Genomic DNA, 26,310 nt, shown 5'->3' with positions numbered 1-26,310 from the left:
GCCGTCTGACCCGATCCGGTTCGTCCCGTACCGCTCCGCTCCCGTACCCGCACGAGGTGGTCGCCGTCTCCGCGGACGGCGCCCGCATCCATGTCGAGGTGTACGGCCCCGAGGGTGCCCCGGCCGTGGTCCTGGCCCATGGCTGGACCTGCTCCATCGCCTTCTGGTCCGAGCAGATCCGCGACCTCGCCCGTGACCACCGGGTCATCGCCTACGACCAGCGCGGTCACGGCCGCAGCCCCGCCCCGGCCGGCGACTCCGGCCACTCCACGCGGGCGCTCGCCGACGACCTCGAGGTGGTCCTCGCCGCCACGCTCGCCCCCGGCGAGAAGGCGGTCCTGGCCGGGCACTCCATGGGCGGCATGACGATCATGGCGGCCGCCGCGCGCCCCGCGTTCAGGGAGCACGCCGCCGCCGTGCTGCTCTGCTCCACGGGCCCGTCCCGGCTCGCGGCCGAGTCCCTCGTCGTGCCCATGCGGCCGGGAGGGCTGCGGACCCGGCTGACCAGGGCGATCCTGGGAGCGAGGGCGCCGCTCGGACCGGTGACGCCCGTGTCGAAGAAGATCCTCCGGTACGCCACGATGGGCCCGGGTTCGGCGCCGGAGCGGGTCGACGCCTGCGCCCGGATCGTGCACGCCTGCCCACGCCTCTCCCGGGTGGCCTGGTCGCATGTGCTCGCGGAGCTCGATCTCGACGCCGGAGTAAAGGAGTTGGAGCTGCCGGTGGCCGTGCTCGTCGGCACGGCGGACCGGCTCACCCCGCCCGTGCACTCCCGCTCCATGGTCGCCGCGCTGCCGCAGTGCGTGGGGCTCGACGAGCTGGCGGGGATGGGCCACATGACGCCGGTCGAGGCCCCGGAGGCCGTCACCGCGCGCATCAGGGATCTGGTGACCACGTACCTCGCGACCACGCCTGTCGAGCAGAAGCAGATGCCGAAGCAGGGACCGAAGCAGGGGCAGAAGGAGAAGGAGGACGCATGAGCAGGGTCAGCCTGGAAGGACAGGTCGCGGTCGTCACCGGAGCGGCCCGCGGTGTCGGTGAACTCCTCGCCCGCAAGCTCTCCGCGCGGGGCGCGCGGATCGCGCTGGTCGGTCTGGAGCCGGAGGAGCTGAAGCAGGTCGCCGGCCGGCTGCACACGGAGGCCGACTGGTGGCACGCGGACGTCACCGACCACGAGGCGATGGCCCGGGTGGCGGCCGAGGTCAAGGAGCGCTTCGGCAAGGTCGACATCGTGGTAGCCAACGCGGGTGTCGCGTCGGGCGGTCCGTTCGTGGACTCCGACCCGGTCGCCTGGCGGCGGGTCATCGAGGTCAACCTGATCGGCGGGGCGGTGACCGGCCGGGCGTTCCTGCCCGTGCTGATGGAGTCCCGCGGCTACTTCCTGCAGATCGCCTCGCTCGCGGCCATCACACCTGCGCCGATGATGACGGCGTACTGCGCCTCGAAGTCGGGCGTCGAGGCGTTCGCGCACAGCCTGCGCGCCGAGGTCGGCTACAAGGGGGTGAAGGTCGGGGTCGGCTATCTGTCGTGGACCGACACGGACATGGTCCGGGGCGCCGACCAGGACGACGTGATGAAGGAGCTGCGGCAGCGGCTGCCCTGGCCCTCCAACCGTACGTATCCGCTGGGCCCGGCCGTGGACCGGATCGTGGCGGGCATCGAGCGGCGCTCGGCGCATGTGTACGCCCAATGGTGGCTGCGCGGAATGCAGTCGGTCCGCGGTTATCTGCCGGGGGTCATCGCGACGGTGGGGCAGCGCGAGATGAAGCGCTTCGAGCCGCGTCTCGCCAGTGTCTCCAAGGGCCTCGTGGGGGCCGGCGGGGCGGCCGACGAACAGGCGCGCACGGGCCGCACCTCGCCGCGGTGACGGGGAGTATCTGATCGAAATGCGCGGAATGTTCCGCCATGCCACGCTGGTCGAGGCCCAACGGGGCGAGTCGCCCCGTTCCCCTCACACCCGTCTAGGAGTGAACCTTCATGGGCAAGCAAGACCAGTTCAAGGACAAGGCGAGGCAGGCCGCTGAGCAGGCGAAGCAGAAGATGGGCAACGCGCGCGAAGAGGCGTCCGAGCGGGCCTCCCAGGCCAAGGGCCGCCCCTCCGAGGAGGAGCAGCGGCGGGCCCAGCAGCAGGACCAGGACCGCCTGGACATGGACTACGACGCCTGACGCCGGTCCGCCGAATGTCCTCCGAGAAGGTGCACCCGGGACGCCGGGTGCACCTTCCGGCGTTCCCCCGCCCACCCCTGACGAATTCCGGTGCGGCCCGTCCGCCGGGCCCCGTACCGTGCGGCCCATGACCGAACTGCAGCCGCTCCGCGCCGATCACGCCCCCGCGCTCCTCGCGTTCGAGCGGGAGAACCGGGCGTACTTCGCCGCCCATGTGCCCGACCGGGGGGACGCGTACTTCGAGGAGTTCGCGGCGCGGCACCGGGCGCTGCTCGACGAGCAGGAGACCGGGGCGATCCGGTTCCATGTGCTGGTCGGGGAGGGCGGGGAGATTCTGGGGCGGTTCAATCTCGTCGACGTGACGGAGGGGTCGGCCGACCTCGGCTTCCGGGTCGCCGAGAAGGCCGCGGGGCGCGGCGTGGCCACGGCCGCGGTGCGGGAGCTGTGCCGGCTGGCCGTCACCGCGTACGGCCTCGACCGGCTCACGGCGGCGGCGGCCCTCGGCAACGCCGGTTCGAGGGCCGTGCTCGTGCGGACGGGGTTCGTGCCCGTCGGGGACGTCGTCCTCGACGGGCAGCCGGGGACCTCCTACGCGCTGGACCTCGGCGGGAGCTTCGGGCGGGAGTTGTCGGGGACGTCCGCGTAGCCGGGCGGGTTCGCCGCCGGGGTCTCGGCGAGCAGCGAGAGGGCCACCTCGACCGCGTCGTCGAGCTGTGCGTGGCGGCCCTCGGCCCAGTCCAGCGGGGTGCGCAGGATCGCCAGGTCGGGTTCCACGCCGTGGTTCTCGACGGACCAGCCGTACTCGGGGAACCACGCCGCGTTCATCGGGACGGTGATCTGTGTGCCGTCGCCGAGTCGGTGCCTGCCCGTCATCCCCACCACGCCGCCCCAGGTGCGCTGTCCGACGACCGGGCCGAGTCCGAGGAGCTTGAACGCGGCCGTGATCATGTCGCCGTCCGAGGAGGTGGCCTCGTCGGCGAGCGCGACGACCGGTCCACGCGGGGCGTTCGAGGCGTACGAGACGGGCTGCGCGTTCCTCGTCAGGTCCCAGCCGAGGATCTTGCGGGTGAGCTTCTCCACGACCAGCTCGCTGATGTGGCCGCCCGCGTTGCCGCGCACGTCCACGATGAGGGCGGGCCGTGAGACCTCCATCCGCAGGTCGCGGTTGAACTGGGCCCAGCCCGAGCCGCCCATGTCCGGGATGTGCAGGTAGCCGCACTTGCCGCCGCTGACCTCCCGTACCACCGCGCGCCGTTTGGCCACCCAGTCCTGGTAGCGCAGCGGCCGCTCGTCGATCAGCGGCACGATCGCCACCCGGCGCGAGCGGCCCTCGCCCTCCGCCGGCTGGAAGGTCAGCTCGACCGTCGTACCGCCCGAGGAGGACAGCAGCGGGTACGGGCCGGTGACCGGGTCCACCGGGCGGCCGTCCACGTGCGTGAGGATCGCGCCCTCGCGGATGCCGGTGCCCGCGAGCGGTGAACGTGCCTTGGAGTCGGATGAGTCACCGGGCAGGATCCGCTTGACCATCCAACCGCCGTCCCGGGGCACGAGGTTGGCGCCCAGCAGGCCCATCGGCCGCTGGTAGTGCGGCGGGCCCTCGTTGCGGCGGGCGGGCGAGACGTAGGCGTGCGAGGTGCCCAGTTCGCCCATGACCTCCCGCAGCAGGTCGGCGAACTCGTCGGGGGACGCTACCCGTTCGACCAGGGGGCGGTACTGGTCGAGGACGGCCGTCCAGTCCACTCCGCACATGTTCGGGTCCCAGAAGTAGGCGCGGACGATCCGGCCGGCCTCGTCGTAGGCCCCGCGCCACTCCGCCTCGGGGTCGACCTCGTGCAGGATCCGCCGCAGGTCCATGTAGACCGTCGAGTCGCCGTCCCCGGGCTCGGTCGCCGGCACCGCCCGCAGATCGCCCTCGTCGACCACGACGAGCCGCGAGCCGTCACCGCTGACCGCGAACCAGTCGAGGTGGCCGACGAGTTCGGTCTTGCGGGCCTTGATGATGTTGAAGTGTTCCAGGGTGGGGCGGCCCGTGGTGTCGGAGGGGTTGGCGAAGGTCTCGCCGAGTGCGCCCGAGATCGGCCAGCGCAGCCAGACGAGCCCGCCGCCGCTGACCGGGTACAGCGCCGAGTACTTGGAGGCGGAGACCGGGAAGGGGGTGACCCGGTCCGGGAGCCCCTCCACCTCCACGATCGTGGTGCCCTCGCCGCCCTCGGCCTCGGTCTCGGTGGGGTCCAGCCCGCCCGCCGCCGGGCGTCCGTCCGGCAGCAGCGCGAACGGCGACGGCGTCGCCGAGGACAGCGGTACGAGATAGGGGCGGCAGCCCAGCGGGAACGACAGATCGCCGGTGTGCACGTCGTACACCGGGTCGAAGCCCCGCCAGGAGAGGAAGGCGAGATAGCGGCCGTCGCTGGTGAAGACGGGATTCTCGTCCTCGAAGCGGCCGTTGGTGACATCGACGATGGTCCGGGCGCCAGGGCCGGAGATCCGGGCCATCTTGATCTGGCGCAGCGAGCGCCCGATACCGGGGTGCGCCCAGGTCAGCCAGGCTCCGTCGGGGGAGAAGGCGAGATCGCGGACGGGCCCGTTGATGGAGCGGATCAGCTCCGTGGCTTCCCCGTTGGAGTCCTCGGTCGCGTCGAGGAGCAGCAGCCTGCCGTCGTTGGACGCGATCGCGAGCCGTTCGCCCTCCGGGTCGGAGACCATCTCCTCCACCCGGCCGAGTTCGCCCGAGGCGAGCCGTCGCGGCTCGCGGTCGCCACTGGCGCGCGGCAGATAGGCGACCTCGATCGCGTCCTCGCCCTCCGCGTCCGTGACGTACGCGATCTGGCCGCCGCTGCCCAGCATCTCGGGCAGCCGGACCCGTACGCCCGGGGTGTCCGTGATCGTGCGGGCGGGCCCGTCGCGGTGGGTGAGCCAGTACAGGCTGCCGCGCACGGAGACGGCACTGGCCCGCCCGGTCTCGTCGACGGAGATCGCGTCCACGTGGTTGGCGGCCGGCACCTGGTAGGCGCGCCGTCCGGCGCGCGGGCCGCCGAGCCGCACGTCGAGCTTGCGCGGCCCGGCGTCGGGGGCGGTCAGGTCGTCGACGATCCACAGGTCGCCGGCGCACTGGTAGACCACGCGCCGTCCGTCGCTCGACGCGTGCCGGGCGTAGAAGGCGTCGTGGTCGGTGTGGCGGCGCAGATCGGTGCCGTCGGGCAGGCAGGAGTAGAGATTGCCGATGCCCTCGTGGTCGGAGAGGAAGGCGATCCGTCCGGAGACGAACATCGGGGAGTCGAGCTGACCTTCGAGGTCCGGCATCAGCTGCTTCCCGTGCAGCCAGAGCCGGCCGGTGGCGCCGCCCCGGTACCGCTTCCAGGAGGCCGCCTCGTGCGGCGGTTTGCCGGTGAGGAGGAGCGTGCGGCGTTCTCCGTCGAGGTCGGCCACGGCGATGTCGGAGACCGGGCCCCAGGGCATCTTGCCTCCGGGCGAGCCGTCGGTGGCGACGGTGTAGGCCCAGGAGTAGTACGAGAAGGGCTGGCCGTGCGAGGAGACGGCGAGGATGTCGCCGTCCGGGGACCACGAGCAGACCCGGGTGTCCGTCGAGCCCCAGTAGGTCAGCCGCCGGGCGGGCCCGCCCTCGACGGGTGCGAGATGGATCTCGGGGTCGAGGCTGCGCCAGCTCGTGTAGGCGAGGTGGCGCCCGTCGGGCGAGAAGCGCGGGTGGCCGACCCGGGTCCGGTCGACGGTCACCCGCCAGGCCCGGCCGGGCCGGTGTCCCTCGGCGACGAGGGGCGCGACCCAGAGGTCGTCCTCGGCCGCGAAGCACAGCAGGTCGTCGTGGAGGTGCGGGAAGCGGAGATACGCGTCGTCGTCACTCACCCCCCAATGCTTTCCACCCTGATGGGGTGCGGCAACTCGTACGGACTTTCGCGCGGTGGCGTCCGGCTGTGGCCCACGACACGTACGAAACGGTTTCGTTTCGCTGGGCGGTGGGGTACTTTCGAGGTGTACGAAACCGTTTCGTTCGGATGGAGACCGGTCATGGCTCGCAGCAGGCTCACACCAGAGCGTGAGTCCGAGCTGTACGGAGCTGTGCTCGACCTCCTGCGCGAGGTCGGCTACGACGCCCTCACCATGGACGCCGTCGCCGCCCGCACCCACTCCAGCAAGGCCACCCTCTACCGCCAGTGGGGGAGCAAGCCCGAGCTGGTCGCCACGGCACTGCGCGACAACAAGCCCATCAAGCTGGCCGAGATCGACACGGGCACCTTGCGCGGTGACTTCCAGGCGATCATGGAGTTGACCGACGACTGCCAGATGGAGAAGGACACCGCGCTGATGCGCGGCCTCGCCCAGGCGGTCCACGCCAACCCCGACCTGCATCAGGCGCTGCGCGAACTGCTCATCGAACCCGAGATGAGCAATCTGCGCGTCACCCTGGAACGAGCGGTGGCGCGGGGCGAGATCAGCGCCGACAACCCGGCACTGAAGTTCGTCCCGCACATGATCATCGGGGCGTTCGTCGCCCGTCCGCTGATCGAGGACCAGCCGATCGACCGCGCCTTCATCACCGACTACGTCAACGCCGTCGTGCTCCCCTCACTCGGCGCCTGACCGGCACCGGCTCCCCGGCCGGTACCACTGATACATCCTCACCCGCACCCCCTGACGCTGCGCACCGCTCACGCCGTCGGGCCGGCTCCCCATGCCCTGTCCCACCACGAAATGGGAGTACGCCCCCGTGGCCATGTTCCTCTACAAGTTGGGTCGCTCCGCCTTCCGGCGCCGACGGCTCGTCGCCCTCCTCTGGGTGGCGCTCCTCGCGCTCGCCGGGGTCGGTGCCGCCACCGCGCCCGCCGCGACCTCCAGCTCCTTCTCGATACCCGGCACCGAGGCCCAGAAGGCCTTCGACCTCCTCGAGCAGCGCTTCCCCGGCGGCAACGCCGACGGGGCCACCGCACGCGTCGTCTTCAAGGCCCCCGAGGGCCAGAAGATGACCGACCCGGCCAACAAGGCCAAGGTTCAGGATGTCGTCGGCGAGCTGAAGGCCGGCTCCGACGAAGTCGCCCAGGTCACCGACCCGTACACCGCCCAGGCGGTCTCGAAGGACGGCTCGACCGCCTACGTCTCCGTCAGCTACAAGGTCTCCGGCATGGAGCTGACCGACGCGACGCGCGAGGCGCTGCAGAAGACCGGTCACGACGCGCAGGGGAAGGGGCTGACCGTCGAGATCGGCGGTGACGCCCTTCAGACCATGCCCGAGACCGGCGCGGGCGAGATCGTCGGTGTGGTCATCGCCGGCATCGTGCTCGTCATCACCTTCGGTTCGCTGGTCGCCGCCGGACTCCCGCTGCTGACCGCGATCATCGGCGTCGGCATCGGAGTCTCCTCGATCACGGCGCTCGCGAACGTCCTGGACCTCGGCTCCACGACCTCCACCCTCGCGATGATGATCGGCCTCGCGGTCGGCATCGACTACGCCCTCTTCATCGTCTCCCGCTACCGCGCGGAGCTCGCCGACGGCAGGGAGCGCGAGGACGCCGCGGGCCGCGCGGTCGGCACGGCCGGTTCGGCCGTCGTCTTCGCCGGTCTGACCGTGGTCATCGCCCTGGTCGGCCTGGCCGTCGTGAACATCCCGATGCTGACGAAGATGGGCTTCGCCGCCGCCGGCACGGTCGTGATCGCCGTCCTGATCGCGCTCACCCTGATCCCGGCCATGCTCGGCTTCGCCGGCGCCAAGGTCGTGGGCCGCAAGGAGCGCAAGGGGCTCAAGAAGCCCGACGACAAGCCCAACATGGGCACCCGCTGGGCCCGGTTCGTCATCCGCCGCCCGGTCATGGTCCTGCTCGTCGGTGTCCTCGGCCTCGGCGCGATCGCCCTGCCGGCCGCCTCCCTGGAGATGGGTCTGCCGGACGACGGCGTCAAGCCCACCTCCGCCACCGAGCGCCGCGCCTACGACCTGCTGTCGGACGGGTTCGGCCCCGGGTTCAACGGGCCGCTGATGGTCGTCGTCGACGGTGACAAGGCCGTGGCCGACTCCACCGTGAAGAAGATCGAGGGCCTGGACGGGGTCGTGGCGGTCACCCCGCCGACGCCCAACAAGGCCGGTGACACCGCGATGATCACGGTGATCCCGAAGGACCGTCCCTCCTCGGTGGAGACCGAGAACCTGGTGCACGACATCCGGGACACGACCGGCGACAACGTCCTGGTCACCGGCGCCACCGCGATGAACATCGACTTCTCGCAGAAGATGAACGACGCGCTCGTGCCGTATCTGGCACTCGTCGTCGGACTCGCCTTCCTGCTCCTGATGGTGGTCTTCCGTTCGATCCTGGTCCCGCTGAAGGCGGCCCTCGGCTTCCTGCTCTCGGTGGTCGCCGCCCTCGGCGCCGTCGTCGCGGTCTTCCAGTGGGGCTGGCTCGGGTCTCTGTTCGGGGTCGAGCAGACCGGCCCGATCATGTCGATGATGCCGATCTTCATGGTGGGTGTCGTCTTCGGTCTCGCGATGGACTACGAGGTCTTCCTCGTCACCCGGATGCGCGAGGCGTACGTCCACGGGGAGCGCCCCGGCGAGGCGATCGTGACCGGCTTCCGGCACAGCGCCCGGGTGGTCACCGCCGCGGCGGTGATCATGATCGCGGTCTTCTCCGGCTTCATCGGCATGACCGACCAGATGATCAAGATGATCGGCTTCGGTCTCGCCGTCGCCGTCCTCTTCGACGCCTTCGTGGTCCGGATGGCGATCGTCCCGGCGGTGCTGGCCCTGCTCGGCCACAAGGCGTGGTGGCTGCCCAAGTGGCTGGACAAGGCGCTGCCGAACGTCGACGTGGAGGGCGAGGGCCTGGTCACCGAGGACGCCGGGCCCCAGGAGCCCGAGCGTGAGCTCGTGAAGGTCTGAGCCTCATGAACCCCGGGGCGGCCGGCATGGGGCGCGGCTGAAGCCGCTCCGGTGGAGCCGCTTCAGCGGGGGAGAGCGGATCCCGGATCGCGCCGGAACCTGTGGGGACGGGGAGCCGACGCGGCACCGCGCCGTCATCGCGTCGAGACCGACACGGTGACGGCGCGGTCGCGTTCCCGGCGGCTCGGTCCGCCGGGACCCGGGCGGTCTCAGCCCGCCGGGGGAGTGATCGTCAGGCTCTCGATGACCACGTGGTGGTCCGAGCGCGGGGTGTCGGCGACCAGGCACCACCGCCGGGCCTCGCTGCTGAACAGGTAGTCGAGCTTCCAGCCGCCGTCGTGGGTGTTCCGGCCGTCGCGGACCGACCCCTGCTGGTCGCACTCCTGGTAGCCGGGGGTGCCCGGACCCTGGGAGTACAGCCCGGTCGGCCAGATCCAGGCGTCGGGGTTGCCCGGCCGGTCCGGCGGGCTCGCGTTGAAGTCGCCGCCGAAGGCCACCTTCGGGAAGCCGGAGACGACCTGCTTGATCTCCGCGAGCTGGTCGTCGCGGTAGTCCCAGTCCGGGTGCTCCGGGTTGGCGTTCTTCGTCGACACGTGCACGCTGCAGAGCCGTACGCCGAAGTAGGTCGCCGTCGCGCACTGGAACGGCGGGTTGAGCCCGGTCCAGGGCTGAGTCGTCGGGTACTGCTGCGCGTCCGCGAGGCCCGCCTTGACGACGATCGCGGTGCCGACGAGGTCGTTCGGGTCGGAGCCGGCGCCGGTCGCGCAGGGGCTCGGCGTCCGCACGCCCTTCTGCGACCAGTGGTACGGCGCGAAGCTCTTGCTCCAGCCCGCGCCGAGCTTGGTCATCAGGTCGTCGAGACCGCTCGCGCAGACCTCCTGGAGCAGGACGGCCTGCACGTAATGGCTCTGCACGTACTGCTTCACCACGTCGGACTTCTCCGCCGCCGTGCCGGTGCCCGTGCATCCCCACCGCTCGACGCCGCACATGTTCCAGCTCATGACCTGCAGGTTGGTCCCCGGCGGCGGTGTCGCCGCCGCGGGCGCGGCCTGCGCCGTCGCCCCGGACGCCGTCGCGCCGGACAGGGCCAGAAGGGCAGCGCCGAGCGCTCCCCACAGTCTCTTCCGCAAGTGGATCCCCCATGATCGTCAGGATGACGACGGAACTCTACGGGGCGATCGACGCGGTGACGGCGTAGGTGTGTTTCAGGAAGCGCAGCAGGGCCGTGGTGTCGAACTGGACGACCGCGACACCGTCCGGGGTGTGGAACTCGACCACCGTCTGCACCCGGCCGCAGGGCCAGACGCCGATGTCGCCGCGCCGCGTCGGGGCGCGCATCCCGGTCTCCAGGAGGGCGCGCGGGAAAGACCACTCGATGTTGCCGGGGAAGACGAAGCGCACGGTGGCGGGAGCCGCCTCGGGATCGAAGCGCAGGGCGACGGGGACGGGGCGGGAGAGCGGGGCGTCGGTGATGATCCGTCCCTTGGCGTGATCCACGACTGCTCGGTCGTCCGCGGTGGGGGACATCGAGTCACTCCTCACACTCGTCTTATTTACCCCCTAATGTCGCATATTTCCCGGCGCGCGCGTGGCGAGCGCTGCCTTTCTGTGATCTGTGCGCTCTTGCAAGTCCTTTGCAGGAACACTCATCATTCGGGACGTGCATGTACCTGACGGATTCATCAACGCCCCTGTATCGGCCGCCGCCGGTGTCGTCGCCGTCGGCGCCGTCGCCGTCAGCCTGCGCGGTGCCCGCCGCGAACTGGACGAGAGGGCGGCGCCCCTCGCCGGGCTCGTCGCCGCCTTCATCTTCGCCGTTCAGATGCTGAACTTCCCGGTCGCCGCCGGGACCAGCGGACATCTGCTCGGCGGTGCGCTCGCCGCGATCCTCGTCGGGCCGTACACCGGCGTGCTCTGCATCGCCGTCGTCCTGCTCATGCAGGGCATCCTCTTCGCGGACGGCGGACTCACCGCGCTCGGCGTGAACATCACCGTCATGGGCGTCGTCACCGTCGTCGTCGCGTACGCGCTCTTCCGCGGCCTCGTCCTCGTCCTGCCGCGCACCCGCCGCTCGGTGACCGTCGCCTCCTTCGTCGCCGCGCTCGTCTCCGTGCCCGCCGCGGCCGCCGCCTTCACCCTCGTCTACGCCTTCGGCGGCACCACCGACGTACCGCTCGGCAAGGTGCTCACCGCGATGGTCGGCGTGCACACGCTCATCGGCATCGGCGAGGCCGCCATCACCATGCTGACCGTCGGCGCGGTCGTCGCCGTGCGTCCCGACCTCGTGTACGGCGCCCGCGGCCTGAGCACCCCGCTCAAGCTGCGTGTGAACGGCGAACTGGTCGACGCGGCCCCGGCCGCCGCACCCGCCGATCCCGGCTCCCCGAAGAAGGTGTGGATCGGCGGCGTGGTCGCCGCCCTGGTCCTGGCCGGCTTCGTCTCCTTCTACGCCTCCGCCAGCCCCGACGGCCTGGAGAAGGTCGCCGCCGACAAGGGCATCGACAAGAACGTCGAGGAGCACGCCGCGGCCGACTCCCCGCTCGCCGACTACGGCGTCAAGGGCGTCGAGGCGGCCCGGCTCTCCGGCGGCCTCGCGGGCGTGATCGGCGTCGGCGTGACCCTCGCCGTCGGCACCGGCGCGTTCTGGGCCGTCAAGCGCCGCAGGGACGCCGCGTCCGGCGCCCAGGTCTGACATGGGAGCGGGGCACACGCACAAGCTGTACCGGCGGGGGGACTCGCCGGTCCACGCGCTGCCCCCGCACACCAAGCTGGTCGCCGTCCTCGCCTTCGTCGTGGTCGTGGTCTCCACGCCCCGCGAGGCGATCTGGGCCTTCGCGCTGTACGCCGTCCTGCTCGGTGTCGTGGCGGCGCTGGCCCGGATCCCGGCCGGGTTCCTGCTCCGGCGGCTGCTGATCGAGATCCCGTTCGTGGCCTTCGCGTTCCTGATGCCCTTCGTGGTCCCGGGCGAGCAGACGGAGATCCTCGGGATCTCCGTCTCCGTCCCCGGCCTGTGGGGCGCCTGGAACGTCCTCGCCAAGGGAACCCTCGGCGTCGCCGCCTCCGTACTGCTCGCCTCCACCACCGAACTGCGCGCGCTGCTCCTCGGCCTCCAGCGGCTGAAGCTGCCGCCCCTCCTCGTCCAGATCGCCTCCTTCATGATCCGGTACGGCGATGTGATCACCGACGAGATGCGCCGGATGTCCGTCGCCCGCCGCTCGCGCGGTTTCGAGGCGAAGGGCGTACGCCATTGGGGTGTCCTCGCCAAGTCCGCGGGCGCGCTCTTCATCCGCTCGTACGAGCGCGGTGAGCGCGTCCATCTCGCGATGGTCAGCCGTGGGTACACGGGGTCCATGCCGGTCATCGACGAGGCGACCGCCACCCGGACCCAGTGGACGCGGGCCGCTGCCCTGCCGCTCGCCGCACTTCTGATCTGCCTCCTCGGATGGACGCTGTGAACGTTCCCCCCTCGCTCGAAGTCCGCGGCCTCGCCTACGCGTACCCCGACGGCCACCAGGCCCTCTTCGGTGTCGACCTGACCGTCGGGCGCGGCGAGCGGGTCGCCCTGCTCGGGCCCAACGGCGCCGGCAAGACGACGCTCGTCCTCCACCTCAACGGCATCCTCACCGGCGGCGCCGGCACGGTCTCCGTCGCAGGACTGCCCGTCGAGAAGCGGAACCTGGCCGAGATCCGGCGCCAGGTCGGGATCGTCTTCCAGGACCCGGACGACCAGCTGTTCATGCCGACCGTCCGCGAGGACGTCGCCTTCGGCCCCGCCTCGGCCGGGCTGCGCGGCACGGAGCTCGAGGCCGTCGTCCACCGCGCGCTGGAACGCGTCGGCATGGCCGAGTACGCGGACCGGCCGCCGCACCACCTCTCCTTCGGGCAGCGCCGGCGCGTGGCCGTGGCGACCGTCCTCGCGATGGAGCCGGAGATCCTCGTCCTGGACGAGCCCTCCTCCAACCTCGACCCCGCCTCGCGCCGCGAGCTCGCGGACGTCCTGCGCTCCCTGGACGTCACCGTCCTCATGGTCACCCACGACCTGCCGTACGCCCTTGAGCTCTGCCCGCGCTCGGTCATCCTCAGCGAGGGCGTGATCGCCGGGGACGGGCCCACGGCCGACGTCCTCGCCGACGAGGAACTGATGGCCCGCAACCGGCTGGAGCTCCCGTACGGCTTCGTCCCCCGCCCGGCCGCCTGACCGTTCCCGACCCCGGAATCGGGGGTCCCGGTCCGGCGTTGCACCATGGGGGCGCGACGGATCCGGAACGAGCGAGAAGGAGTGTGGGACGTGGACGTCCGGGGCACGGTGGCGGCGGGATTCGAGCCGGTCAGGGACGCGTTCCTGCGCAACTTCGACGACCGGGGCGAGCGCGGCGCGGCGGTCGCCGTCTACCGCGACGGCATGAAGGTCGTCGACCTGTGGGCGGGCACCCGCGACGTGGACGGCGAGGTCCCCTGGGCCATCGACACCGCGCAGGTCGTCCGCTCGGCCACCAAGGGCGTCGCGGCGGCCGTACCCCTGCTGCTGCACCAGCGCGGGCAGCTCGACCTGGACGCCCCCGTCGGCACGTACTGGCCCGAGTTCAAGGCGGCCGGCAAGGACCGGGTGAGCGTCCGGCAGTTGCTCGCTCACCGGGCCGGGCTGCCGGTCCTGGACCGCCCGCTGACGCTCGCCGAGGCGATCGACCCGGTGATCGCCCAGGCGGCGGTCGCCGCGCAGGCCCCGGTCTGGGAACCGGGCACGGCACACGGCTACCACGCCCACACCTTCAGCTGGCTGATCGGCGGCCTGGTCCACCGGGTCACCGGCCGCACCATCGGCCGCTGGGTCGCCGAGGAGATCGCCCGCCCGCTCGGCCTCGACCTCTGGATAGGCCTGCCGCCCGAGGAGGCCCACCGCGCCGGGCGCCTCGGCCCGGTCGAGGAGATCGACCCGCCCGGTAGCGGGGCCCTGAAGCTGCGTCCCAAGCGCTCGGTGACCGAGGCCTACCGCGACCCGGACTCCCTCACCCGCCGCGCCTTCGGCGCCGTCGACCCCAAGCCCGACGAGAACGACCCGCTCTACCGCGCGGCCGAACTGCCCGGCTCGGCCGGCGTCTCCACGGCCCGCGCGCTGGCCCGTTTCTACGCCGCCACACTCGGCCCGGTCGACGGCGGCCCCCGCCTCTTCGCCCCGGCGACCCTGACCCTCGCCCGCACCGAGGAGTCCGCCGGCCCGGACCGCGTGCTGATGGTCGGCACCCGCTTCGGCCTGGGCCACATGCTGCACGGCCCGGCCTCCCCCCTGCTCGGCCCCACGTCCTTCGGCCACCCCGGCCGAGGCGGCTCCCTGGGCTTCGCGGACCCCGAATCGGGCGTCGCCTTCGGCTACGTGACGAACGGAATGCGCAAGACGGTCACGGCGGACCCGCGCGCCCAGGCTCTGGTGCGGGCGGTGCGGTCGGTGCTGTGATCGGCCCATGGACAGGTTCGAGGGGTACGCGGCACTGATCACCGGCGGGGCGCGCGGCATCGGGGCCGCGACCGCGCGCAGGCTTGCGGAGGAGGGCGCGCGCGTCCTGGTCGCCGATCTGGACGAGGAGGTGGCGCGGGAGACCGCCGCCGCGCTACCGGGCGCGCGTGCCGTGAGGTGCGATGTGGGTGATCCGGAGTCGGTGGCGGCCGCCGTCGCGTACGCCGCGGAGACGTTCGGCGGGCTCGATGTCCTCGTCAACAACGCCTTCGCCCGGGACCGGCCCGACGTCGGTCCCTTCGAGGACGAGCCCGAGGACGGCTGGCGGCAGCAGTTCGACGTCACCCTGATGGGCGCGGTCCGCTGCGCCCGGGCCGCGCTGCCCCTGCTGGCGGCGGGCGGGCGCGGCGCGATCGTCAACATCGGATCGGTCAACGCCGAGGCGTACTTCGGCAACCACTCCTACAGCGCGGCCAAGGCGGGCCTCGCCTCCCTGACCCGGACCCTCGCGGGCTCCGCCGCCCCGCGCGGGGTACGGGTCAACCAGGTCACCCCGGGCACGATCGCCACCCGCGCCTGGCACTCCCGCGAGAAGCAACTGGCCGCGCTCGCCGACCGCGTCTACCCCCTGGGCCGGGTCGGCACCCCGGAGGACGTGGCCGCGGCGGTCGCCTTCCTCGCCTCCAGGGACGCGGCCTGGATCACCGGAACGAACCTCCGGGTGGACGGCGGGCTCCTCGCGGTGAACTCCCACTTCGCCGAGGTGCTGGGGGAGTAGGGGCCAGGGCGGCGACGGTCAACTCGCGTGCAGCATCAGGCCGATGCCCACCACCATCAGACCCGCCGCGGCCACCCGCGGCCCGCCGAACCGCTCCTTGAAGAAGAGCGCTCCGATGGCCGCGCCCACGATGATCGAGGACTCCCGCAGCGCCGCGATCGGGGCCAGGGCCGCCTTCGTCTGGGCCCAGAGGACCAGGGCGTAGGCGGCGGTCGACAGTGCCGCCCCGAGCAGTCCCCGGACGGCGTGCGGCCGGAGTTGGGGGAGGAGGGCGGACCGCCGGGTCCACAGGGCGTACGCCGGGATGACCGCGCCCTGCAGGAGCATCAGCCAGGCGATGTAGCCGAGCGGGGTGCCCGAGGCGCGTACGCCGACGCCGTCGACGACCGTGTAGCCCGCGATGGCCAGGCCCGTCGCCCCGGCCGCGAGCAGCGCCGGCCAGTCGGGGCGGCGGCCGGAGCCACGAACTCCCCACAGGGCCAGGCCCGTCAGACCGGCGCAGGCGAACGCGACCCCGGTGAGCTGCCAGCCGTCCGGGATCTCGTCGACGAAGGCGGCCGCGAGGAACGTGACGGCCAGCGGGGCCGTACCCCGGGCGATCGGGTACATCTGGCCGAAGTCGCCGAGTGTGAACGACCGCATGAGCAGAGCCATGTAGCCCACGTGCAGCACGGCCGACGCGATCAGGTACGGCCATGCCCCGGCCGCGGGCAGCGGTACGAAGAAGGCCGCCACGCCGCCGATCAGCGCTCCGCCGCCGGCGATCAGCGTGAAGGAGAGCAACTGGTCGCGGATCGTGTGGGCGAGCGCGTTCCAGCCGGCGTGGGTGACGGCGGCGAGCAGTACCGCCGCCGCGACCAGCGGCGTCACTTGGTCCGCTCGCGGACGTCCACGAGCGCGCCGCCCGCGTGGGCGATGAGCGACTTGGGGTCCAGGGCGAACACCGCGTGCGGGTTACCGGCCGCCGCCCACACCACCTCGTGGTCGAGCAGCCCCCGATCGGCCAGGACCCGCGTCCGGGTGCGGTGCCCGAACGGCGGGACGCCCCCGATCGCGTACCCCGTGGTCTCCCGCACGACCCTCGCGTCGGCCCGCGTCACGGCCTCGGCACCCAGCTCCTCGCGCACCCGCTCCACGTCGACCCGTGAGGAGCCGTCCATCAGGACCAGCACCGGGACCCCGTCCGCCGCGAAGATCAGCGACTTGACGATCTCGGAGACCTCGCAGCCAATGGCCTCGGCGGCCTGCGCGGCGGTGCGGGTCTCGTCCGGGAAGCGGCGGATCTCGACATCGAGGCCGAGCTCGCGGAGGGCCTCGGCGAACTGGGGGTGCGCGTGGGATTCAGGAGAGGTCATGGCCCGCACGCTAGCGGTCCGTGTACGGGCCACGCGAATGGATTGGTCCGGGGCGGCCCGCTCCCGCGAGCCGCCCCGATCTCCTTCTGGGCTCGCCCCTGTGATCGGCCTGGGCGCGCCCCGTGCGTCACGCCGATCCCTCCGGGACTCACCCCGTGCGTCACGCCGATCCCTCCGGGACTCACCCCGCGCGTCACCCCGATCCCTCCGGGACTCACCCCGCGCGGAGCACGCTCGCGACCACCGGGCCCGCCGCGGTCCCGCCGTGCCCGCCCTCCTGCACGACGGCGGCGGCCGCCAGGTCGTCGGAGTAGCCGGCGAACCAGCTGTTGGAGGTGGACTGGCCGTCGACCTCCGACGAGCCCGTCTTCGCGCCCTTGATCCCGCCGACCGACGCCATCGCCTGCGCGCCCGTGCCCTCGCCGGTCGCCGCCGCCCGCATCATCGAGCGCAGCTGACGGGCCACCGGGTCCGGCAGCGAACGCGACGCCTCGGCGAACGTCCGGCCGTCCAGTTCCTTGGACACCAGGAACGGCTGCTTGAACGTCCCGTACTTCGCGGTGGCGGTGATCGAGGCGATGTTGAGCACGTTCATCTGCACCGTGCCCTGCCCGATGTACTGCGCCGCCGCCGTGCCTTGCGTCGCCTCGGGGACGGAGCCGTCGAACGACTTGATGCCCGTCTTCCAGTCGAGGCCGATCCCGAAGACGTCCCGGGCCTCCTTGCCGAGCGCGGAGTCGTCGTCGACATCGTCGATCCACTTGATGAAGGCGGTGTTGCAGGACTTGGCGAAGCTTCGCGAGAAAGGCACGTCGCCGAGCGCGAAGTTTTCGAGGTTGTGGAAGGGCGTGCCGTAGTACGTGACGTTCTTCGGACACGGCGCGGTCCCGTTCGCCGTCACGAAGCCCTTCTCCAGGAGCATCGCCGCCGTCACGATCTTCAGGGTCGAGCCGGGCGCCTGCTGGCCCTCGAACGCCGTGTTGAAGCCGGCGGACGGGCTGTTGGCCACTGCCCGCACCTCACCCGTCGACGGTTTGATCGCCACCACCGACGCCTGCCCGTACTTCTTCACCGACCGCTCGGCCGCCGCCTGGACGGTCGCGTCGATGGTCGTCTCGAGCCGTCCGGGCTTGCCCGGGACATGGGTCACGAGGGTGGTGTCGGGGACGCCCTCGGTGTCGGACTGGACGAAGGTCTCGATGCCCGGCTCGCCGCCGACCTTCTCCCCGTACTTCTCGCGCAGCTGGTCCAGGATCGGCCCGAGCGAGGGGTACTTCTCCTTCGTCAGCTCGACGCCCTTGCGGTCGACGGCCTTGACGGCGCCCGTCTTCGCCGCGCCGGTGCGCAGGGTCGAGTTCTCGGTCAGCTTCGGGTGGATGACGCTCGGCTTCCACTCGACCAGCGCTCGCCCGGTGGTCTGCCCGCGCACCACGGTCAGCTCCGAGGAGTACGTCCAGGGCTTCGACTGCCCCTCGTACGTCACCGTGGCGTTCACCGTGAACGGCACCTTCGTGCCGACCGCCGCGCCCGGGGTGATCTCGGCCTTGGAGACCTTCGCCCCTTCGCGGTAGTTCAGCACGGCCGGCCCGGCCTCGACGGGGTTGTTGGTCGCCTGCGCGGCCCGGTCGGACTCACCCGCCGCCCAGGCGGCCAAGAACTCCTTCGCGGCGTTCTCGACCTCGTCCCCCGTGACGGGCCCGGATCTCTTCTCCTCGGCGCCCTTGGTGCTCGCCCCCGAGCCGTCGTTGATCCCGCCGGCCAGGGTGTAGCCCCCGTACAGGACTCCACCCGCGACGATGACGAAGACTCCTCCGACGATGGCCACCTTCGTTCCACTGCGCACGACCGCGCTCCCCTCCCCAGGTGATCACGGCAGCCTAGGTGACAGGTGTGTCACGGGTGACGGTTGTTACCGGAACGGAACCGTGAGGGGCAGGCGCGCAGGCCGGCGACCCTCCGACTCCCCCCGCATGGAAGGGACTTACGCTCGACGTCATGCGAATGAAGCTGACCGCGATCAACCTCGACTGCGCCGACACCCTGGCGCTTGCCACCTTCTACGCGCGGGCCACCGGAATGTCCCTGCACGAGCGCTCCGACGGTGACTTCGCGGGGATCGTCGACGAACAGGGGCTGGTCATCGGCTTCCAGCGGGTCGACGGCTACCGTCCTCCGACCTGGCCGGGCCAGGACATGCCGTCCCAGCTCCACCTGGACTTCGATGTCGAGGACCTCGACGAGGCCGCGGCCCGGCTGGTCGAGTGGGGCGCGACCGTGCCCGACCACCAGCCCCGCCCGGACCTGTGGCGGGTCGTCCTCGACCCGGCCGGCCACCCGTTCTGCGTGTCCGCCCCGAAGAAGCGCCGTGCGGAGGCGGGCAGTTAGGGCTTCCGCAACCCCGGTGCCGAGTGACGCCGGAAGACACCGGCCGGGCTGCCGGCGGACCCGATGATGCCAGGGGGAGCACCCCCTGGCGTCATTCAGTCGCCGAGGATCCGCTCCCACAGCAGCCCGTCCCGCCAGCTCCCGTCGAGAAAGATCGAGGAGTGCGCGACGCCGTACGGGTTGAACCCGTTGCGGCGCAGGACCCGTTGCGACGGCAGATTCTCCAGATTGGTGGACGCCTCGGCGCGGTGCAATCCGAGTTCGTCCGTCATCACCCGGAGTGCAAGCCCGACAGCGCGCCCGGCGTGCCCTTGATTCTGGGCGACGCCGGCGATCCAGTATCCGACGGAGCCGCGGCGCAGGTGTGGCTGCGGCAGGATGCCTCCGACGGTGATCTGCCCGATCACCTGGTCCTCGGCGAGCACCACGCCCGGCCAGACCGTGCCGGCCCGGTATCCGGCCAACAGGCTGTCGATCCGCTCCGCCTGGCCCTCCGGGGTGAAGAAGTCGGCCGGCTGGGCCGGTTCCCACGGCCGGAAGGCCTCGACGTCCCGTACCCGATGCGCGGCTATCGGGGCGGCGTCGGCGGGCTCGATCAGGCGGATCCTGGTGCTGCTGCGCATGGGCCGGTCCTCGTTGCGGTGCGTCGGATGAATGGGCCAACCTATGCGAGGGTGCCCGCGCCGCCGCACCCTGCGCCCGCCGGAGATCGGCCCCCCGCTAAACCCAGGTGTCCAGCCACATCCGATTCCGCCACTGGTCCATCGGAATCGACGTGCCCGTGTAGATCGGCCAGAAGTAGATGAAATTCCAGACGATGAGAAGAACGAGAACTCCCGCCCCCACCGCCCCGAACGTCCGCCGCCTTTCCGAGGAGCCCGGTGGGCCGATCATCGCGCCGATCATCATCGTCACCGCGAGACACAGGAACGGCACGAACACCACCGCGTAGAAAAGGAAGATGGTGCGTTCCTGATAGAGGAACCACGGCAGCCAGCCCGCCGCGATTCCGCACGCGATCGCGCCCGCCCGCCAGTCCCGGCGGAAGGCCCAGCGCCACAGGATGTACAGGATCGCGAAGCACGCCGCCCACCACAGCAGCGGTGTGCCGAGGGCCAGCACCTCCTGGGCGCACTTCTCCGTCGCGTTCGTGGGGCAGCCCGCCGTGCCAGGGGACGGGGACTCGTAGAAGTACGAGACCGGGCGGCCCAGGACGATCCAGCTCCACGGATTCGACTCGTACGTGTGCGGCGAGTTCAGGCCCACGTGGAACTTGTAGACCTCGGTCTCGTAGTGCCACAGGCTGCGCAGCCAGTCCGGCAGGAAGGCCCACGTCCCGCCGCCGTTCAGCTTGTCCTGCTCCGTCGCCCAGTTGCGGAAGTAGCCCTTGTCCGTGACGATCCAGCCCGTCCACGTGACCAGGTACGTGACGATCGCGACCGGTACCACCGAGACGAACGCCGGGATCAGGTCGCGCCGCAGCACCGCGGCGTACGGCCGGACAGCGCCCGCCGTGCGCCGGCCGCCCACGTCCCACAGCACCGCCATCAGACCGAACGCGGCCATGACGTACAGACCGTTCCACTTGGTCGCCGCCGCGAGCCCCAGCGTCACCCCCGCCGCGAGCCGCCACGGCCGCCAGCCGAGCCGCAGGGTCTCCGCGATGTCCGCGTCCGGCCGCAGAACCCCCTCCTCGTCCACGGGCAGGGCACCCGCCAGCCTCCGCCGCGCCCAGTCACGGTCGACGACCAGACAGCCGAAGGCGGCGAGCACGAAGAACATCAGCACCTGGTCGAGCAGCGCCGTACGGCTCATCACGAAGTGCAGACCGTCCACCGTGAGCAGCAGACCGGCCAGACACCCCAGGAACGTGGAGCGGAACAGCCGCCGCCCGATCCGGCACAGCATCAGCACCGAGAGGGTGCCGAGCAGCGCCACCATGAACCGCCAGCCGAACGGCGTGAAGTCGAAGATCTTCTCACCCAGACCGATGACCCACTTGCCCATCGGCGGATGGACCACATAGCCCGGCTCGGTGGGGATCGCGACCGCGTCGGGGTTGGCGAGGATCGACTTGTCGATGTCCTTCGGCCACGCCCCCTCGTAACCCTGGTTGATCAGCGCCCAGGAATCCTTGGCGTAGTACGTCTCGTCGAATATCACCGCGTTCGGCTTGCCCAGGTTCCAGAACCGCAGCAGCCCCGCCAGCAGCGCCACGAGCAGCGGACCGCCCCAGGCGGCGAGCCGCCAGATCACGTCCGAGGCCCCGGGCGTGACTCCGAGCAGCGACCACAGCCGCTTCGACGGCCGTGTGTACGACGGCACGAGACGCTCCCGCAGCCCCGGCCCGGCGGCCCTCGATGCGGGCGGTGCGTAGCCGAAGCGCCGCAGACGCTGCTGCCACGACGGGGGCTCTTCCACGGCGTGCTGACCCTGCAGGGCCTCGGGTGCGGTACTGGTCACCGCGCCATCGTAGGGAACGCGCCTGTGCGAGTCGCCTGTCCGGGCTGGGAGGATGACCCATGTGACAGGAACGCTGGTACTTGCAGGTACGCCCATCGGGGACATCGGGGACGCGCCGCCGCGGCTCGCGGCCGAGCTGGAGACCGCCGACATCGTCGCGGCGGAGGACACCCGGCGGCTGCGCGGCCTGACCCGGGCCCTCGGTGTGCACACCACGGGCCGGGTCGTCTCCTACTTCGAGGGCAACGAGTCCGCCCGTACGCCCGAACTGGTCGAGGCGCTCGTCGGCGGCGCGCGGGTGCTGCTCGTCACCGACGCGGGCATGCCGTCCGTCTCCGACCCCGGCTACCGGCTGGTCGCCGCCGCCGTCGAGCAGGACATCAAGGTCACCGCCGTCCCCGGCCCCTCCGCCGTGCTGACCGCGCTCGCCCTGTCCGGGCTGCCCGTGGACCGCTTCTGCTTCGAGGGCTTCCTGCCGAGGAAGGCGGGCGAGCGGCTCGGGCGGCTGCGGGAGGTCGAGAAGGAGCGCAGGACGCTCGTCTACTTCGAGGCCCCGCACCGGCTCGACGACACCCTCGCCGCGATGGCCGAGGTCTTCGGCGCCGAGCGCCGGGCCGCCGTCTGCCGCGAGCTCACCAAGACGTACGAGGAGGTCAAGCGCGGCGCCCTGGGCGAGCTGGCGGAGTGGGCGAAGGACGGCGTGCGGGGTGAGATCACCGTCGTCGTCGAGGGCGCCCCGGAGACCGCGCCCGCCGAGCTCGACGCCGAGGAGCTGGTGCGCAGGGTGCGGGTGCGCGAGGAGGCGGGGGAGCGGCGCAAGGAGGCGATCGCGGCGGTCGCGGCCGAGGCGGGGCTTCCCAAGCGGGAGGTGTTCGATGCCGTCGTCGCGGCAAAGAACGCGGCTGCGACGGGCCCCGGAAAGGGTAAAGAGCTATCGTGAAAAGCAAAGCGAAACCCGCGCGGCGGGCCTCCTGAAGGCCTGAGAGCAAGGGAACGCCAAAGGGTGTTCCATTGTTCGTCCGGCGCTGATGCGCTCCGGCCCGAAAAGGCGTCCACTGGATCCAGTGGAGAGGAGCTGGCATGAGTGAGATCACCGGCACCGGCATACCCGTCGCCCACGAGGCGTACGCCTTCGCCTGCATGAGGTGCGGGTACGGCTGGGAGCAGGCGTACGACATCGAGCACCACGTCGACGCGGCCGGCCAGGAATTCATCGTCTACAAGGCCGGCGGCGAACGGGTCCCCTCGCCGCTGTCCAGCCCGACCTGCATGAACTGCGGCGGCCATGTCGTCCGCATCATGCGTGCGGGCCAGGTTTCCTCGGTGCTCGACTCGTGGGAACAGGCCTACCATCCGCGCGCGGCCGGAGCCGCCGAAGCAACCGGGGCGAAGCGGCCGGTCACGCCCGCCGGCCCGATCGGCCTGGCGGGGCCGATCGGTCAGGACCTCGAACGGGGCGAGGCACCCGAGGGGGACGCTCCCGGCCCGGTGTACGTGAAGGAATCCCGCAGGCGCCATCTGTCGGACCTGTTCCACCGCAAGCCCCCGGCGTCGTAGCCCTGGCTCCGTCACCACCGGCGACCACCGGCCCGCGGGCCATCGGCTCCGTAGCCACCTGCCCCGCAGGCCACCGCGAGTGAACTCATGGCCCCTCGTACGATCGGGGTCATGAGTTCCAAGGACGCCCCGCCGCCGCTGCCCGAGCCCCTCCTGGTGCCGGTGGCCGACTCGCACACCCACCTGGACATGCAGTCCGGCACCGTCGAGGAGGCCCTCACCAAGGCCGCCGCCGTCGGCGTCACCACGGTCGTCCAGGTGGGCTGCGACCTCAAGGGGTCCCAGTGGGCCGCCGAGACCGCAGCGGCCCACGAGAACGTGTACGCCGCCGTCGCCCTCCATCCCAACGAGGCCCCCCGGATCGTGCTCGGCGACCCGGACGGCTGGTCCCGCCAGGGTGCCCGTGCGGCGGGCGGGGACGCCGCCCTCGACGAGGCGCTCGCCGAGATCGACCGGCTCGCCGCCCTGCCGTACGTACGGGCCGTCGGCGAGACCGGCCTGGACTACTTCCGCACCGGCCCCGAGGGCATGGCCGCCCAGGAGCGCTCCTTCCGCGCCCACATCGAGATCGCCAAGCGGCACGGCAAGGCGCTCGTGATCCACGACCGCGAGGCGCACGCCGACGTCCTGCGCGTCCTGGACGAGGAGGGCGCGCCGGAGCGGACCGTCTTCCACTGCTACTCCGGCGACGCCGAGATGGCCGAGATCTGCGCCGCGAAGGGCTACTACATGTCCTTCGCGGGCAACATGACCTTCAAGAACGCGCAGCCGCTGCGCGACGCCCTCGCCGTCGCCCCGCTGGAGCTCGTCCTCGTCGAGACCGACGCCCCGTTCCTGACCCCGGCGCCGTATCGCGGACGGCCGAACGCGCCGTACCTGATCCCGGTCACCGTCCGCGCGATGGCGGCCGTACGGGGGGTCGCGGAGGAGGAGCTCTGCGAGGCGATCGCCGTGAACACGGCCACCGCCTTCGATTACTGATGCATAACGGTTACGTGTAGTAGCCGGGTCGTTTTGGAGAGTGATCACCGCCGGGGCTAGGGTCCCGGCCTCGTGAGCACTTCCCAGGGCAGTCACCGAGCCGGACGACGGGCGGCGGACCTGCCCGTCCACGAGCAGCCCACCCAGGCGGCCCCGCTCGTCCTCCCGGGCCAGGCCCTTGGTCAGGCCCCGGGCCGGCCCGCCGCTCAGGCGCCCCAGGGCCAGGCCCCCGGTCAGGCCGCGGGCCGGGGCACGCGCGCCGAGGCCCGGCGGGCCGCCCGCCGCCGCAAGACCCTCCCCGGCGCGGGCGAGGGGCTGCGACGGATCGTCCCGCAGGCCCTCGTCGTCGCCTTCCTCGCCGGCGGCACCAGCGCCTTCGTCGCCAACGACAAGGCCATCCGGCTCTCCGTCGACGGCGTGCCGCGCACCCTGCACACCTTCGCCGACGACGTCGAGGAGCTCCTCGCCGACGAGGGCCTGGCCGTCGGCTCCCACGACATCGTCGCCCCGGCGCCCGGCGAGGACCTGGCCAGCGGCGACGAGGTCGTGGTGCGCTACGGCCGGCCCGTCGCCCTCACCCTCGACGGACAGCGCCGTCAGGTGTGGACCACGGCCAGGACCGTCGACGGCGCCCTGCGCCAGCTCGGCGTCCGCGCCGAGGGCGCGTACCTCTCGGTCTCCCGCTCCGCCCCCATCACCCGCCAGGGCCTCGCCCTCGACGTCCGTACCGAACGGGCCGTCACCCTCCTCGCCGACGGCCGCGCCCGGACCCTGCGTACCAACGCCGCCACCGTCCGCGAGGCCGTCGAGGAGGCCGGGATCACCCTCTCCGGCCAGGACACCACCTCCGTACCGCCGGACTCCTTCCCGCGCGACGGCCAGACGATCACCGTCATGCGGATCACCGGCGCCAAGGAGGTCCGGGAGGAGCCCATCCCGTACACCGTCGAGAGGACCCGCGACCCCGAACTCTTCGCGGGCACGGAGGTCGTCGAACGGCAGGGGGTACGCGGAGTGCGTCGGGTCACGTACGCCCTGCGGACCGTCAACGGCGTCAGGCAGAAGCCGAAGAAGATCGCCGAGGAGATCGTGCGGGAGCCGGTCACCCGCAAGGTGAAGGTCGGCACCCGGCCGCTGCCCTCGTCGGTGGACGGGGCGGACGGGCTGGACTGGGGCGCGCTCGCGGCCTGCGAGTCCGGCGGCCGGCCGAACGCGGTCGACCCCTCGGGCACGTACGGCGGGCTCTACCAGTTCGACCCCGGCACCTGGCGTTCGCTCGGCGGCAGCGGGACCGCCCAGAACGCGTCCGCCTCGGAGCAGACGTACCGGGCGAAGAAGCTCTACGTGCAGCGCGGCGCGAGCCCGTGGCCGCACTGCGGCCGAAGGCTGTACCCGTGAGCCGTAGGCTGTACCGGTGAGCACCACCACCGGCCCCGAAGGCCCCGACGCCCTCCTCGGCCCCGCCGACATCCGTGAACTGGCCGCAGCCCTCGGCGTGCGCCCCACGAAGCAGAAGGGCCAGAACTTCGTCATCGACGCCAACACGGTCCGGCGGATCGTCCGCACGGCCGAGGTGCGCCCCGACGACGTGGTCGTGGAGGTGGGCCCCGGGCTCGGCTCGCTGACCCTGGCACTCCTGGAGGCCGCGGACCGGGTCACGGCCGTCGAGATCGACGACATCCTGGCAGGGGCGCTGCCGGCGACGATCGCCGCCCGTCTGCCGGCGAAGAAGGACCACTTCGCGCTGGTCCACTCCGACGCGATGCACGTCCAGGAGCTGCCGGGCCCGCCGCCCACGGCGCTCGTCGCGAACCTCCCGTACAACGTGGCCGTGCCCGTCCTGCTGCACATGCTGGACCGGTTCCCGACCATCGACCGGACCCTGGTCATGGTCCAGGCGGAGGTCGCCGACCGGCTCGCGGCGAAGCCCGGGAACAAGGTGTACGGCGTGCCGTCGGTGAAGGCGAACTGGTACGCCGAGGTGAAGCGGGCCGGATCGATCGGCCGCAACGTCTTCTGGCCCGCGCCGAACGTCGACTCGGGTCTCGTCTCGCTCGTCCGCCGTACGGAGCCGGTGGCGACCACCGCATCCAAGGCGGAGGTCTTCGCGGTCGTCGACGCCGCGTTCGCGCAGCGCCGCAAGACCCTGCGGGCCGCGCTCGCCGGCTGGGCGGGCTCGCCCGCGGCGGCGGAGGAGGCGCTGGTGAAGGCCGGGATCTCGCCGCAGGCGCGGGGCGAGGCGCTGACGGTGGAGGAATTCGCGCGGATCGCGGAGGCGAAGGCGTGAGCG

The 26,310-nt window shown here is 71.9% G+C and carries 25 protein-coding genes; 17 read left to right on the top strand and 8 right to left on the bottom strand.

Features of this window, described 5'->3' with window-relative positions; translation table 11 throughout:
- Positions 1 to 5: 5 nt before the first annotated feature.
- From ACZ561_RS37275 to ACZ561_RS37260, 4 genes are all read left to right on the top strand, one after another.
- Complete coding sequence (locus tag ACZ561_RS37275) at positions 6 to 980, top strand: alpha/beta fold hydrolase (protein ID WP_471004192.1); 975 nt, start codon at positions 6 to 8, stop codon at positions 978 to 980.
- Positions 977 to 1,867: an SDR family oxidoreductase gene (locus tag ACZ561_RS37270; protein ID WP_471004095.1), complete on the top strand. Its 891-nt coding sequence runs from the start codon at positions 977 to 979 to the stop codon at positions 1,865 to 1,867. Before ACZ561_RS37275 ends, ACZ561_RS37270 begins: the two co-directional genes overlap by 4 nt.
- 110 nt (positions 1,868 to 1,977) lie before the next feature.
- The gene (locus ACZ561_RS37265) at positions 1,978 to 2,166 is read left to right on the top strand and encodes a hypothetical protein (RefSeq protein WP_471004094.1); all 189 of its coding nucleotides are present in this window, start codon (positions 1,978 to 1,980) and stop codon (positions 2,164 to 2,166) included.
- A gap of 127 nt (positions 2,167 to 2,293) precedes the next feature.
- A complete protein-coding gene (locus ACZ561_RS37260; RefSeq protein WP_471004092.1) occupies positions 2,294 to 2,812 on the top strand; it encodes a GNAT family N-acetyltransferase in 519 nt (172 codons plus the stop codon).
- On the opposite strand, the gene ACZ561_RS37255 is transcribed toward ACZ561_RS37260, so the two are convergent.
- Complete coding sequence (locus ACZ561_RS37255; RefSeq protein WP_471004090.1) at positions 2,755 to 6,027, bottom strand: S41 family peptidase; 3,273 nt, start codon at positions 6,025 to 6,027, stop codon at positions 2,755 to 2,757. The two genes, ACZ561_RS37260 and ACZ561_RS37255, sit on opposite strands and share 58 nt — an antisense overlap.
- A 162-nt stretch (positions 6,028 to 6,189) precedes the next feature.
- Here ACZ561_RS37255 and ACZ561_RS37250 point away from each other — a divergent pair, with 162 nt between their 5' ends.
- Together ACZ561_RS37250 and ACZ561_RS37245 are read left to right on the top strand one after the other, a co-directional pair.
- Positions 6,190 to 6,762 (top strand): TetR/AcrR family transcriptional regulator, encoded by a 573-nt coding sequence (locus tag ACZ561_RS37250; RefSeq protein ID WP_471004088.1) that lies wholly within the window; start codon positions 6,190 to 6,192, stop codon positions 6,760 to 6,762.
- Positions 6,763 to 6,889: 127 nt separating this feature from the next.
- Entirely contained in the window at positions 6,890 to 9,049 is a 2,160-nt protein-coding gene (locus tag ACZ561_RS37245; protein WP_471004086.1) for an MMPL family transporter, read from the top strand.
- Positions 9,050 to 9,258: 209 nt separating this feature from the next.
- Here the strand turns inward: ACZ561_RS37245 and ACZ561_RS37240 are convergent, their stop codons facing one another.
- Both ACZ561_RS37240 and ACZ561_RS37235 read right to left on the bottom strand, forming a co-directional pair.
- Positions 9,259 to 10,179, bottom strand: a complete 921-nt coding sequence (locus ACZ561_RS37240) for an endonuclease/exonuclease/phosphatase family protein (protein ID WP_471004084.1) — start codon at positions 10,177 to 10,179, stop codon at positions 9,259 to 9,261.
- Positions 10,180 to 10,216: 37 nt separating this feature from the next.
- Complete coding sequence (locus tag ACZ561_RS37235) at positions 10,217 to 10,576, bottom strand: SsgA family sporulation/cell division regulator (protein WP_471004082.1); 360 nt, start codon at positions 10,574 to 10,576, stop codon at positions 10,217 to 10,219.
- 133 nt (positions 10,577 to 10,709) lie between these two features.
- Between ACZ561_RS37235 and ACZ561_RS37230 the strand changes: the two genes are divergently transcribed.
- From ACZ561_RS37230 to ACZ561_RS37210, 5 genes are read left to right on the top strand one after another with little or no spacing between them, the layout of a single operon-like run.
- Positions 10,710 to 11,741: an energy-coupling factor ABC transporter permease gene (locus tag ACZ561_RS37230; protein ID WP_471004080.1), complete on the top strand. Its 1,032-nt coding sequence runs from the start codon at positions 10,710 to 10,712 to the stop codon at positions 11,739 to 11,741.
- Position 11,742: 1 nt separating this feature from the next.
- On the top strand, positions 11,743 to 12,504 hold the full coding sequence (cbiQ, locus tag ACZ561_RS37225) for a cobalt ECF transporter T component CbiQ (protein ID WP_471004078.1): 762 nt from the start codon (positions 11,743 to 11,745) through the stop codon (positions 12,502 to 12,504).
- Positions 12,492 to 13,247, top strand: coding sequence for an energy-coupling factor ABC transporter ATP-binding protein (locus ACZ561_RS37220; protein WP_471004077.1), 756 nt, complete (start codon positions 12,492 to 12,494; stop codon positions 13,245 to 13,247). The genes cbiQ and ACZ561_RS37220 overlap by 13 nt, the downstream gene beginning before the upstream one ends.
- A 45-nt stretch (positions 13,248 to 13,292) precedes the next feature.
- Positions 13,293 to 14,501, top strand: a complete 1,209-nt coding sequence (locus ACZ561_RS37215) for a serine hydrolase domain-containing protein (RefSeq protein ID WP_471004075.1) — start codon at positions 13,293 to 13,295, stop codon at positions 14,499 to 14,501.
- 7 nt (positions 14,502 to 14,508) lie between these two features.
- Positions 14,509 to 15,279 (top strand): SDR family NAD(P)-dependent oxidoreductase, encoded by a 771-nt coding sequence (locus ACZ561_RS37210; protein WP_471004073.1) that lies wholly within the window; start codon positions 14,509 to 14,511, stop codon positions 15,277 to 15,279.
- A gap of 18 nt (positions 15,280 to 15,297) precedes the next feature.
- Here the strand turns inward: ACZ561_RS37210 and ACZ561_RS37205 are convergent, their stop codons facing one another.
- The 3 genes from ACZ561_RS37205 to ACZ561_RS37195 all read right to left on the bottom strand — a co-directional run bounded on the left by ACZ561_RS37205 (position 15,298) and on the right by ACZ561_RS37195 (position 18,477).
- Positions 15,298 to 16,149 carry an EamA family transporter gene (locus tag ACZ561_RS37205; protein WP_471004071.1) on the bottom strand — a complete coding sequence of 284 codons (852 nt, stop codon included), beginning with the start codon at positions 16,147 to 16,149 and terminating at the stop codon, positions 15,298 to 15,300.
- Complete coding sequence (locus tag ACZ561_RS37200; protein WP_471004070.1) at positions 16,146 to 16,634, bottom strand: YbaK/EbsC family protein; 489 nt, start codon at positions 16,632 to 16,634, stop codon at positions 16,146 to 16,148. The genes ACZ561_RS37205 and ACZ561_RS37200 overlap by 4 nt, the downstream gene beginning before the upstream one ends.
- Before the next feature lie 214 nt (positions 16,635 to 16,848).
- Positions 16,849 to 18,477: a penicillin-binding transpeptidase domain-containing protein gene (locus tag ACZ561_RS37195; protein WP_471004068.1), complete on the bottom strand. Its 1,629-nt coding sequence runs from the start codon at positions 18,475 to 18,477 to the stop codon at positions 16,849 to 16,851.
- A 152-nt stretch (positions 18,478 to 18,629) separates the two neighbouring features.
- Here ACZ561_RS37195 and ACZ561_RS37190 point away from each other — a divergent pair, with 152 nt between their 5' ends.
- Complete coding sequence (locus ACZ561_RS37190; RefSeq protein WP_471004066.1) at positions 18,630 to 19,019, top strand: VOC family protein; 390 nt, start codon at positions 18,630 to 18,632, stop codon at positions 19,017 to 19,019.
- Positions 19,020 to 19,114: 95 nt separating this feature from the next.
- On the opposite strand, the gene ACZ561_RS37185 is transcribed toward ACZ561_RS37190, so the two are convergent.
- Both ACZ561_RS37185 and ACZ561_RS37180 read right to left on the bottom strand, forming a co-directional pair.
- The gene (locus ACZ561_RS37185; protein ID WP_471004064.1) at positions 19,115 to 19,642 is read right to left on the bottom strand and encodes a GNAT family N-acetyltransferase; all 528 of its coding nucleotides are present in this window, start codon (positions 19,640 to 19,642) and stop codon (positions 19,115 to 19,117) included.
- Positions 19,643 to 19,739: 97 nt separating this feature from the next.
- Entirely contained in the window at positions 19,740 to 21,482 is a 1,743-nt protein-coding gene (locus tag ACZ561_RS37180; RefSeq protein ID WP_471004062.1) for a dolichyl-phosphate-mannose--protein mannosyltransferase, read from the bottom strand.
- A 52-nt stretch (positions 21,483 to 21,534) separates the two neighbouring features.
- On the opposite strand from ACZ561_RS37180, the gene rsmI reads away from it, so the two are divergent.
- From rsmI to rsmA, 5 genes are all read left to right on the top strand, one after another.
- Positions 21,535 to 22,422: a 16S rRNA (cytidine(1402)-2'-O)-methyltransferase gene (gene rsmI, locus ACZ561_RS37175; RefSeq protein ID WP_471004060.1), complete on the top strand. Its 888-nt coding sequence runs from the start codon at positions 21,535 to 21,537 to the stop codon at positions 22,420 to 22,422.
- 140 nt (positions 22,423 to 22,562) lie between these two features.
- Positions 22,563 to 23,039, top strand: a complete 477-nt coding sequence (locus ACZ561_RS37170; RefSeq protein ID WP_329119611.1) for a hypothetical protein — start codon at positions 22,563 to 22,565, stop codon at positions 23,037 to 23,039.
- A gap of 111 nt (positions 23,040 to 23,150) precedes the next feature.
- On the top strand, positions 23,151 to 24,020 hold the full coding sequence (locus ACZ561_RS37165) for a TatD family hydrolase (RefSeq protein WP_471004058.1): 870 nt from the start codon (positions 23,151 to 23,153) through the stop codon (positions 24,018 to 24,020).
- Between the two features lie 72 nt (positions 24,021 to 24,092).
- Positions 24,093 to 25,418: a ubiquitin-like domain-containing protein gene (locus tag ACZ561_RS37160; RefSeq protein WP_471004056.1), complete on the top strand. Its 1,326-nt coding sequence runs from the start codon at positions 24,093 to 24,095 to the stop codon at positions 25,416 to 25,418.
- 16 nt (positions 25,419 to 25,434) lie between these two features.
- Positions 25,435 to 26,307: a 16S rRNA (adenine(1518)-N(6)/adenine(1519)-N(6))-dimethyltransferase RsmA gene (gene rsmA / locus ACZ561_RS37155; protein ID WP_471004054.1), complete on the top strand. Its 873-nt coding sequence runs from the start codon at positions 25,435 to 25,437 to the stop codon at positions 26,305 to 26,307.
- Positions 26,308 to 26,310: the final 3 nt, after the last annotated feature.

Source organism: Streptomyces sp. NPDC039609 (genome assembly GCF_055596705.1).
The sequence above is the reverse complement of the archived record's forward strand: the minus strand, read 5'-3'. Positions and strand labels throughout refer to the sequence as shown.